This is a genomic window from Mycobacterium sp. (assembly GCF_050701675.1).
Classification (GTDB): domain Bacteria; phylum Actinomycetota; class Actinomycetes; order Mycobacteriales; family Mycobacteriaceae; genus Mycobacterium.
This window is the reverse complement of record NZ_JBOGDD010000529.1, coordinates 1-2,346: the sequence shown is the minus strand read 5'-3', so window position 1 is coordinate 2,346 and position 2,346 is coordinate 1. Positions and strand designations below refer to the sequence as shown.

General features: G+C 66.8%; 2 protein-coding genes. Both read left to right on the top strand.

Annotated features, from left to right (window positions below; all coding sequences use genetic code 11):
• On the top strand, positions 1 to 1,568 hold a 1,568-nt coding region (locus ACRDUX_RS15970), incomplete at its 5' end, for a S9 family peptidase (protein ID WP_526414991.1).
• Positions 1,565 to 2,239, top strand: a complete 675-nt coding sequence (locus ACRDUX_RS15965; protein WP_526414990.1) for a DUF3159 domain-containing protein — start codon at positions 1,565 to 1,567, stop codon at positions 2,237 to 2,239. The genes ACRDUX_RS15970 and ACRDUX_RS15965, both read left to right, overlap by 4 nt.
• Positions 2,240 to 2,346 lie beyond the last annotated feature (107 nt).

Genomic DNA, 2,346 nt, shown 5'->3' with positions numbered 1-2,346 from the left:
GCGTCAGAACGTACGTCGAGCTGCTGGCCGACCGCCCCGGCAAGGCGATGGTCGGTATGAACAAACGGACGGTGGAACTCGCCGACGCCTACGAACTCGACATCGCCACCGGCGAGCTGACCCTGCTCGCCGAGAATCCGGGAAGGGTCGCGGGGTGGTTCCCCAGCCGCAACGGCGACCTGTTCGCGTTCTCGCTCACCGCCGACGGCGACGTTGAGTTGTCGACGTGGGACACCGACGACCGCACCCTGCGTCCCATCGCGACCTACGACGGCGCCGACTACACGTTGGGGATCTGGCCGATGGCCGTGACCCCCGACGGCAAGGGCCTGTGGCTCGGATCGAACCGGAACCCGGACCGAACCACCCTGGTGCGGTTGGACGTCGCCACCGGCGAGGAGACCGATGTCGACGATCACCCGACCCTGAGCATCGATCCGAGGGCCGGCGTCTTTCCCACGCTGCCTTCACCGCTGATTCTGAGCCAGCGGACCGGAGATCTGCTCGGGGTGCGTTATCTCGGTGAGCGACAAGTGATTCACGCACTGAATCCGCAGTTCGCGTCCGTGCTTCAGAACCTGCAGAAGCTGTCCGACGGTGACCTGGCGGCGATCTCCTCGGACGACGCCGGGCAGCGCTGGGTGGTCAGCTTCGACCACGACCGGGAGCCGGGACTCACGTACTACTACGACCACGCCACCGGTGAGGGCCGGGAGTTGTTCCGGCCGTACCCGCATCTGGATCCCGAGACGCTCGCGCCGACTACCCCGGTCACCATCATCGCCCGCGACGGGTTGCCCCTGCACTCGTATCTGACGCTTCCGGCCGGAGTGGAGCCGTCGGGGCTGCCGCTGGTGCTGGCGGTGCACGGCGGGCCGTGGTCGCGCGACGCCTGGGGTTTCCAGCCCGGCCTGCAACTCCTGGCCAACCGTGGATATGCGGTGCTGCAGGTCAACTTCCGCGGATCCACCGGTTACGGACAGGGTTTCGTCAAGGCGGCGATCGGTGAGTTCGCGGGCAAGATGCACGACGACCTCATCGACGGGGTGAACTGGGCCGTCGAGCAGGGGTACGCGGATCGCGACCGGGTCGCGATCTTCGGCGGCTCGTACGGCGGGTACGCGACGTTGGTCGGCGTCACCTTCACCCCGGACGTGTTCGCCGCAGCGATCGACTACGTGGGCATCTCCAGTCTGGTGAACTTCATGCGGACCCTTCCCGTCACTGCGCGGCCACATCTGGCCAACAACTGGCATCTCTTCGTCGGTGACCCCGACGATCCGGCGCAGCAGGCGGACATGCTCGCGCGCTCGCCGATCACCCGGGTCGATCAGATCCGCACCCCGCTGTTGGTGATCCAGGGCGCCAACGACACTCGCGTCGTGCAGGCGGAGTCCGACAATCTGGTCGACGCGCTGCGTGCCCGCGGAATCGACGTCGAGTACATGATCAAGGACGACGAGGGCCACGGATTCGTCAACCCCGACAACGTGATCGACATGTACCGACTGGTCGATCGATTCCTCGCCGAGCACCTGGGCGGTCGGCGCGAGGGGCAAGAGGCATGACCGAGGCGCAGTCTGCTGAACGGCCGCCGACGCTGCTCGACCGGATGGGTGGAGTGTCGGGGTTGGTGTCCGCCAGCGTGCCGACCTTCGCCTACGTGATCGCGAACGCGATCGCCGGGTTGGACGCGGCGGTCGTGGTGGCCGTCGGCGCCAGCGTCGGCCTGATCGTGCTGAGGAAACTTCGCAAGGAGCCGATCCAGCCAGCCGTCTCCGGACTGCTCGGAGTCGTCGTTGCGGCGTTGATCGCGTTCTACACCGGTTCGGCGGAAGGTTACTTCCTGCCGGGCATTTGGGCGAGTCTGGTGATGGCCGTCGTCTTCGCGGTCTCCGTGCTGGTGCGACGGCCGCTCGTGGGGGTGATCTGGAACCTGCTGACGAGCGCAGATGCGCGACTGTCGGGGCACACCGACAAGGTCGCCCTGCGAGCCTTCGACGTTGCGACGGTTGCGTTCGTGGCGGTCTTCGTCGCGAGGTTCGTCGTCCAATACTGGCTGTATGGCGTCGGTTCCGCCGGCTGGTTGGCATTCGCGCGGATTGCGATGGGCTACCCGCTGCTCGCGTTGGCACTTCTGGTGACCTATTGGGCGGTCCGCCGCGCGCGGGGGCGGCTCGAAGCCGTGGCCGACGAACGCCAGGAGGCGTCTGGGGTCTGCGCCAGTGACGTCCACTGATGTCGTTGCCATGCAGGCCATTTCAATAGTGGTCAGGATCACCGGCGACTAGCCCGACGGGTGCTTGGGCGGACGTGGCGGCGTACTAGACTCTGGCGTTCGTGGCC